The sequence below is a fragment of the Streptomyces prasinopilosus genome, from assembly GCF_001419695.1.
Taxonomy (GTDB): domain Bacteria; phylum Actinomycetota; class Actinomycetes; order Streptomycetales; family Streptomycetaceae; genus Streptomyces; species Streptomyces prasinopilosus.
The window spans coordinates 1-7,301 of the sequence record NZ_LIRG01000360.1; the positions used below are offsets into that span (position 1 = coordinate 1).

The following is a 7,301-nucleotide window of genomic DNA, read 5'->3' on the forward strand; positions in this document are numbered from 1 at the left end:
GGGCGTCCTTCCCCGCGCTCATGCCGACGCTCATACCGGCGCCTCCATGGCCACCCGCAGCGCCGCTATCCCGCGCGAGCCGTACGCCTTCACCGAGCCCAGCGAGATGCCGAGCGTCGACGCCACCTGAGCCTCGGTCATGTCGGCGAAGTAGCGCAGCACCAGCACCTCGCGCTGACGGCGCTGGAGCCCCTTCATCGCCTTGATGAGGGAGTCGCGCTCCAGCAGGTCGTACGCGCCCTCCTCCGCGCTCGCCATGTCGGGCATGGGCTTGGAGAGCAGCTTGAGGCCGAGGATGCGGCGGCGCAGCGCGGAACGGGAGAGGTTGACGACCGTCTGGCGCAGGTACGCCAGGGTCTTCTCCGGGTCCCGGACGCGTTTGCGGGCGGAGTGGACGCGGATGAACGCCTCCTGGACGACGTCCTCGCAGGAGGCGGTGTCGTCGAGGAGGAGCGCGGCGAGGCCCAGCAGCGAGCGGTAGTGCGCCCGGTAGGTCTCGGTGAGGTGGTCGACGGTCGTACCGGCCGCCACCACGTCGTCGGCACCGCCGTCACGCTGACTGGGTATGCGGGCAGGCCGCGCTGCGGGCATCGGCGCGATCACCGGCATGCCACCGGACGCACCGGCCTTACGGGGTCGGAGAGCCTGGCGGGGCGGGCACAGGGCCGGGCCGCGCGGCGTTGCGAAGTCGAGTACCTCAGCCACGCCAGTTGGACACGCTTCCCCCCACGAGGGTTGTACGTGCCGGACGTCACGTTCACGGCACCCGGTCCGGCATGGTCCGGGCCCTGCCGATCACCGCCCCGTGCCGGTCGTACGCCGTTGCGTGCCGGCCACGTTCCGTCACCGCCGGGCAGCACCACCGACAGCACACCGAATGCCCTCATGCGTACCGCTCTTCCCCTATGCCTCATGTGAACGGACGTCCCCACGTCCGACTCCGGACGTCCCCACGTCCGAAAAGCACCGCATCGCCCCCGGGCGCGCCCCCTAGGGGATGCCCGCAGAGACGCTCTCCGCCCGGCACTCGGTTGCGCGGGGCGAAAGGTAAATCCTCGGCCGCAAACCGTTCGGGATCAAGAGATCCGAGACACATGACCGGTTCACATCACTTGCACGGATCCTACAAAGCGCGTGCCGTGACCAAGGGTTATTTACGATGCGGAAGATCAGGAGCGCGCCGGCAGCGCCACCAGCTCGGCGATCTGCGCGGTGTTGAGGGCGGCTCCCTTGCGGAGGTTGTCGCCGCAGACGAAGAGTTCGAGCGCCGTCGGATCGTCCAGGGCACGGCGCACTCGCCCCACCCAGGTCGGGTCGGTGCCGACGACGTCGGCGGGCGTGGGGAACTCACCCGCGGCGGGATTGTCGTACAGCACGACGCCGGGTGCGGTGGCGAGGATCTCGCGGGCCCCGTCGACGGTGACCTCGTGCTCGAAGCGGGCGTGCACGGTGAGCGAGTGCACGGTGATCACCGGCACCCGTACGCAGGTGACGGCGACCGGGAGGCGGGGCAGGCCGAGGACCTTGCGGGACTCGTCGCGGACCTCCATCTCCTCCGAGGACCAGCCGTCCTCGCGCAGCGACCCGGCCCACGGCACGACGTTCAGCGCGACCGGATCCGCGAACGGCCCGGTGTCGTCCCCCACGGCCCGGCGCACGTCCCCGGGGCCGGTCCCCAGCTCCGTGCCCGCGACCAGGGAGAGTTGCTCCCGCAGGGTCCGCACGCCCGCGTGCCCGGCGCCGCTGACCGCCTGGCAGGAGGAGACGACCAGCTCGCGCAGCCCGAACTCGGCGTGCAGCGCGCCCACGGCGACGATCATCGACAGGGTGGTGCAGTTCGGGTTGGCGAGGATGCCGCGCGGGCGGATCCGCGCGGTGTGCGGGTTGACCTCGGGGACGACGAGGGGCACCTCGGGGTCCATGCGGAAGGCACCGGAGTTGTCGACCACCACCGCGCCCCGCGCGACGGCGACGGGCGCCCACCGGGCGGCGACCTCGTCGGGGACGTCGAACAGCGCGACGTCGATCCCGTCGAAGGCCTCCTCGGTGAGCGCCACGACCTCGGTCTCCTCGCCGCGCACGGTCAGCTTGCGGCCGACCGAGCGCGGGGAGGCGATCAGTCTGATCTCGCCCCAGACGTCCGCCCGCTGGGACAGGATCTGGAGCAGGACCGTGCCGACGGCTCCGGTCGCCCCCACGACCGCGAGCGCCGGTCGCCCGGACCGCGTCATCAGCGGCCGGTACCCCCGTAGACGACGGCCTCGTCGCTGTCGGAGTCCAGCCCGAAGGCGGTGTGCACGGCGCGGACGGCGTCGTCCACCTCGTCCTTGCGGGTGACGACCGAGATGCGGATCTCGGAGGTCGAGATGAGCTCGATGTTCACGCCCGCGTCGGACAGCGCGGTGAAGAAGTCGGCCGTGACGCCGGGGTTGGTCTTCATGCCGGCGCCGACCAGGGAGATCTTGCCGATCTGGTCGTCGTAGCGCAGGGAGTCGAAGCCGATGGTGCCCTTGTTCTTCTCCAGGGCCTCGATGGCCTTGTGGCCCTCGGCCTTCGGCAGGGTGAACGAGATGTCGGTGAGCCCGGTGGAGGCGGCGGACACGTTCTGCACGACCATGTCGATGTTGATCTCGGCGTCGGCGATCGTACGGAAGATCAGAGCCGCCTCGCCCGGCTTGTCCGGCACACCGACGACCGTGACCTTGGCCTCGGAGGTGTCGTGCGCGACACCGGAGATGAGCGCCTGCTCCACCTTCTTGTCCCCTCGCTGAATCGGCTCACTGCTGACCCACGTGCCTCGCAGCCCGCTGAAGGACGAGCGGACGTGGATCGGGATGTTGTACCGGCGGGCGTACTCCACGCAGCGGTGGAGCAGCACCTTGGACCCGGAGGCCGCCAGTTCGAGCATGTCCTCGGTGGAGATCCAGTCGATCTTCCGGGCCTTCGGCACCACGCGCGGGTCGGCGGTGAAGACGCCGTCGACGTCGGTGTAGATCTCGCAGACCTCGGCGCCGAGGGCGGCCGCCAGGGCCACCGCCGTGGTGTCGGAGCCGCCGCGGCCGAGGGTGGTGATGTTCTTGCCCTGCTGGCTGACGCCCTGGAAACCGGCGACGATGGCGATGTTGCCGTCGTCCACCGAGGCCTGGATCCGGCCGGGCGTGACATCGATGATGCGGGCTTTGTTGTGGACCGAGTCGGTGATGACACCCGCCTGGCTGCCGGTGAAGCTCTGGGCGTTGTGGCCCAGGTTCTTGATCGCCATGGCCAGCAGGGCCATGGAGATGCGCTCTCCCGCGGTCAGCAGCATGTCGAGCTCGCGCCCGGCAGGCATCGGGGATACCTGCTCGGCGAGATCGATCAACTCGTCCGTCGTGTCGCCCATCGCGGAAACCACGACGACCACCTGGTGGCCGTTCTGCTTGGCTTCCACGATCCTCTTGGCGACGCGCTTGATGCCCTCGGCATCGGCTACGGAGGAGCCTCCGTACTTCTGCACGACAAGGCCCACGTGCGCTCCTCGCTCATTCCGTCGTTGTCCCGCACTGCGCGCACAGGTGTGCCCAGCCCGGTCGGCTCATTCTATCGAGCACCCGGAGAACGCCCCCTCGATATCGCATCGTGAGACTCCGGGCACCCGCGCAGGGGGGCTCATGCCCAGCCCGGCGCCGACCACTCGGAAAAGCGACCCGCGTCACACTCGCGCGGACGGCCGAACGCGCCCGGCGGCGGCGCTCCCGCCCGCTCCCGCGGCCCCCGGCGACGGCGTCCCCGCGTCCCGCGCGGACGGCCGCGACGGACCGGGGCCGCCCGGTCCCTCACACGACCGGGCGCATGCCCAGCGGGCCGCCGATCTCCTCGACCATGACCCGGCCCGCCTCGATCTCCAGGGTGTCGTCGCCGAGTCCCTGGTCGGTGTCGAGGCCGTCCAGGGCGGCGAGGGGCTGGTTGAGGCGGACGTGGGCCACCACGGACTGCAGGGCGCGCAGGGCCGCGGAGGCGGTGGAGCCCCAGTTGGAGAAGTAGGAGAACTGCCACCACCACAGGGCTTCCGTGGTGCGGCCGGCCCGGTAGTGGACCATGCCGTGGCGGAGGTCGGTGATGACGTCGGTGAGGTCGTCGGAGATCCGGGCCGGGACGGGCGCCGTACGGGGCTCGTACGGGTCGAAGACCTCGGAGTAGACGTCGACCGGCTCCAGGAGGCGGGCGAGGTTCTCGCGGAGCTGGTCCACGTCGGCCTCGGGTCCCGGATCGGGCTCGTAGCGCTCGTCGGGGAGGATGTCCTCGTGCGCGCCCAGCCGGCCGCCGGCCAGCAGGAGCTGGGAGACCTCGAGCAGGAGGAAGGGGACCGCCGAGTCCGGTTCGTCGCCCTTGGCGACCTCCGTGACGGCGACCAGGAAGCTCTCGACCTGGTCCGCGATCTGGACCGCGAAGTCGTCCGGGTCCCTGTCGGTCATGTGCAGGGTGGCATCAGACATCTAGGAGTCGTCTCCCCTCGAAGGCGCGGCCGAGGGTGACCTCGTCCGCGTACTCCAGGTCCCCGCCCACCGGAAGGCCACTGGCCAGGCGGGTGACCTTCAGGCCCATGGGCTTGATCATGCGGGCGAGGTACGTGGCCGTGGCCTCGCCCTCCAGGTTCGGGTCCGTGGCCAGGATCAGCTCGGTGACCGTGCCGTCCGCCAGCCGGGCCAGCAGTTCCCGGATGCGCAGGTCGTCGGGGCCCACCCCGTCGATCGGGCTGATCGCGCCGCCCAGGACGTGGTAGCGGCCCCGGAACTCGCGCGTGCGCTCGATGGCCACGACGTCCTTGGGCTCCTCCACAACGCAGATGACGGCGACGTCGCGGCGGGTGTCACGGCAGATGTTGCACCGCTCCTCCTGCGCCACGTTGCCGCAGACCGCGCAGAAGCGGACCTTCGCCTTCACTTCCATGAGGGCGTGGGCGAGACGCCGTACGTCCGTCGGCTCCGCCTGCAGGATGTGGAAGGCGATCCGCTGGGCGCTCTTGGGACCGACGCCGGGCAGCCGCCCGAGTTCGTCGATGAGGTCCTGCACCACGCCTTCGTACAACGGACTGCCGTCCTTCCTGGGGTTGCTTCAGTACGTACCGTAGAGGCCCGCGGCCGGTCTCAGAAGGGCAGACCGGGAATGCCGCCGCCGCCCAGGCCCTGGGCCAGCGGGCCGAGCTTCTGCTGCTGGAGGGTCTGCGCGTTCTCGTTGGCCGCCTGGACGGCCGCGACGACGAGGTCCGCGAGGGTCTCGGTGTCCTCCGGGTCCACCGCCTCCGGGTCGATCTTCAGGGCGCGGAGCTCGCCGGCACCGGTGACGGTGGCCGTCACCAGACCGCCGCCCGCCCGGCCCTCGACCTCCAGGTGCGCGAGTTCCTCCTGCGCCCGGGCCAGGTCCTGCTGCATCTTCTGGGCCTGCTGGAGCAGCTGCTGCATGTTGGGCTGGCCACCACCGGGGATCACGATTGGGCTCCTTGGTCGGTCCGCTCGTACGGGACTTTCCCGTTCGGCACGAGCCTACGTGGTCCGGGCGGCCGTCGCCCCAGCACTCTTTCGAGTGAGTCTGCCTCGCGTCCTCCGCCTGATCACAGCCCCCTTCCGGGCGGAGGTGGTACCCGAACCCCCGGCGCGGCCACCCGCCGGGCGGTAGGAAGGGGTCCGGCGCGTCCGCGTCCGGCGCCCGGAGCGGGGCCGGGGGGCGCCGAGCAGGGGCCCACGGCGGCCCAGGAGGAGTCAGGCCGGGGCCGGGTCCGGGTTCGGATCCGGAGGGGGCCGGGTTCCGAGGCCAGTAGGGAGTAGCGGGTGGTTCAGCCGGAGATGCAGCCCGAGGGCCGTCCGCGGGACGGGGTCGGCGAGGGGGCGGCCGGACGGCGGCCGGGCGACCTGGCCGGGCGGGTGTTCCCGCTCGGGGACTGGGGCGAACCCGCGCCCCGGCTGGACGAGTTGTACCGGTGGGTGGAGCGCGGGGCGCTGGACACCGCCGCCTGGTACCTCGCGGACCGGGCCTGGAAGCGGCGGTGCGCGCGGGTGCTGCGGACGGGGACCGTGGTGGGGGCGGCCACCGGGGCGGCGCTGCCGCTGCTGGACCTGACCGGGGCGACCGACGGCGCCGCCCCGTGGGGGTACATGGGGTTGCTGCTCGCGGTCGCCTGCGGGGCCGCGGACCGTTTCTTCGGGGTGACGTCCGGCTGGATGCGGGACGTGGCGACCGCGCAGGCCGTGCAGCGGCGGCTCCAGGCGTTCCAGTTCGACTGGGCGTCGGAGTGCGTCCGCGAGGTGCTGGGACCGGCCGAGGGCACCGCGAGCGAGGCGGCCGAGCGGTGCCTGTCGGTGCTGCGGCGGTTCTCGGAGGACGTGAGCGAGCTGGTGCGGGTCGAGACGGCGGACTGGATGATGGACTTCCTCACCGGTGCGGGCGTGCCGCCGGGCATCCACGGGACGCCGGCGGGCACGGGCCGCCCCGAGTCCGCCGGGCAGCCCCACGGCCGCTTCCCGTCCGCGCCCGGATCCGCCCGCCCGAACATGCCCCGGCAGCGGCCGCCGGAGCCGCGGTGAGCGCTCCCCCGCGCGGGGTTCGCAGTCCGGGGCCGGCACGGAGGCGTCCGCCCCCCGGGCTGCGGCACGGGAGGCGGTCGCGGGCGCGGACCGCGCCCCGGCCGGCGGTGCGCGTCGGGTGCGTGCCGCCGGTGCGCGGCGTCAGTCCCGGGTGTAGGTGAGCTGCTCGCCGCTGTCGGTGTTCACGCGCCGGAGGGTGCCGTCGGGCAGGAGGGTGAGGGCGCTGGCGGCTCCCGGGGTGCAGGCGCTTCGCGGCTGACCGACCGACACGGTGGTCGGGCCGAGCTGCAGCCGGCCGCCGGAACCGACGCCGGTGAGGTCGCCCTCGAACACGCAGTGGTAGGTGCCGTTGCCGGTGGGCCCGTCGGCGACGAGGGACATGACCGTGTCACCGGTGCCGCCCTGCCGGATGGTCAGCCTGCGGCTGTGCAGCCCGCTCGCGTTGTCGATGGTCGTCGACCAGCTGCCGAGGTAGCCGGCCGGGACCGCCCCGTCGGCGGGCGGCCGGTCCGTCCCGGCGACCCCGTCCGTGCCGTCCGTGCCGGTCGAGGACTTCCCGTCGGGCGAGGGGTCGGTGCCCCGGGACGTGCCGTCGGTCGGCCTTCCCGAGGAGTCGCGCCCGGCGGTGTCGCCGCTGCCGCCCTCCATCAGCGTGTACACCGTGCCGCCCGCGGCGAGCGCGACGGCCGTTCCACCGCGCTGCTCGTCGTGATCGCGCTGGTCGTCGCGCTCGCCGCGGGC

The 7,301-nt window shown here is 72.5% G+C and carries 8 protein-coding genes; 1 reads left to right on the forward strand and 7 read right to left on the reverse strand.

All coding sequences use genetic code 11. From position 1 onward, the window contains the following. Positions 1-30 precede the first annotated feature (30 nt). The 6 genes from AOK18_RS16165 to AOK18_RS16190 form a co-directional block, all read right to left on the reverse strand. Positions 31-705 (reverse strand): SigE family RNA polymerase sigma factor, encoded by a 675-nt coding sequence (locus AOK18_RS16165; protein ID WP_074995018.1) that lies wholly within the window; start codon positions 703-705, stop codon positions 31-33. 464 nt (positions 706-1,169) lie between these two features. Beyond that, on the reverse strand, positions 1,170-2,231 hold the full coding sequence (locus AOK18_RS16170; protein ID WP_055694817.1) for an aspartate-semialdehyde dehydrogenase: 1,062 nt from the start codon (positions 2,229-2,231) through the stop codon (positions 1,170-1,172). Then, entirely contained in the window at positions 2,231-3,508 is a 1,278-nt protein-coding gene (locus AOK18_RS16175) for an aspartate kinase (RefSeq protein ID WP_055574551.1), read from the reverse strand. Before AOK18_RS16175 ends, AOK18_RS16170 begins: the two co-directional genes overlap by 1 nt. Before the next feature lie 307 nt (positions 3,509-3,815). Then, complete coding sequence (locus AOK18_RS16180; RefSeq protein ID WP_055694818.1) at positions 3,816-4,475, reverse strand: DUF5063 domain-containing protein; 660 nt, start codon at positions 4,473-4,475, stop codon at positions 3,816-3,818. Then, on the reverse strand, positions 4,468-5,067 hold the full coding sequence (gene recR, locus AOK18_RS16185; RefSeq protein ID WP_055574549.1) for a recombination mediator RecR: 600 nt from the start codon (positions 5,065-5,067) through the stop codon (positions 4,468-4,470). The genes AOK18_RS16180 and recR overlap by 8 nt, the downstream gene beginning before the upstream one ends. A gap of 59 nt (positions 5,068-5,126) precedes the next feature. Beyond that, positions 5,127-5,468: a YbaB/EbfC family nucleoid-associated protein gene (locus tag AOK18_RS16190; protein ID WP_074995016.1), complete on the reverse strand. Its 342-nt coding sequence runs from the start codon at positions 5,466-5,468 to the stop codon at positions 5,127-5,129. A 339-nt stretch (positions 5,469-5,807) separates the two neighbouring features. On the opposite strand from AOK18_RS16190, the gene AOK18_RS16195 reads away from it, so the two are divergent. Further along, complete coding sequence (locus AOK18_RS16195) at positions 5,808-6,560, forward strand: SLATT domain-containing protein (RefSeq protein WP_055574547.1); 753 nt, start codon at positions 5,808-5,810, stop codon at positions 6,558-6,560. 141 nt (positions 6,561-6,701) lie between these two features. Here AOK18_RS16195 and AOK18_RS16200 read toward each other — a convergent pair. Next, the coding region (locus tag AOK18_RS16200; protein ID WP_079105039.1) for a hypothetical protein at positions 6,702-7,301 on the reverse strand (600 nt) is incomplete at its 5' end.

Excerpts from the sequence above, each read along its gene's own strand:
- AOK18_RS16170 (WP_055694817.1), bottom strand. The coding sequence starts at position 2,231 with ATGACGCGGTCCGGGCGACCGGCGCTCGCGGTCGTGGGGGCGACCGGA.
- AOK18_RS16180 (WP_055694818.1), bottom strand. The coding sequence starts at position 4,475 with ATGTCTGATGCCACCCTGCACATGACCGACAGGGACCCGGACGACTTC.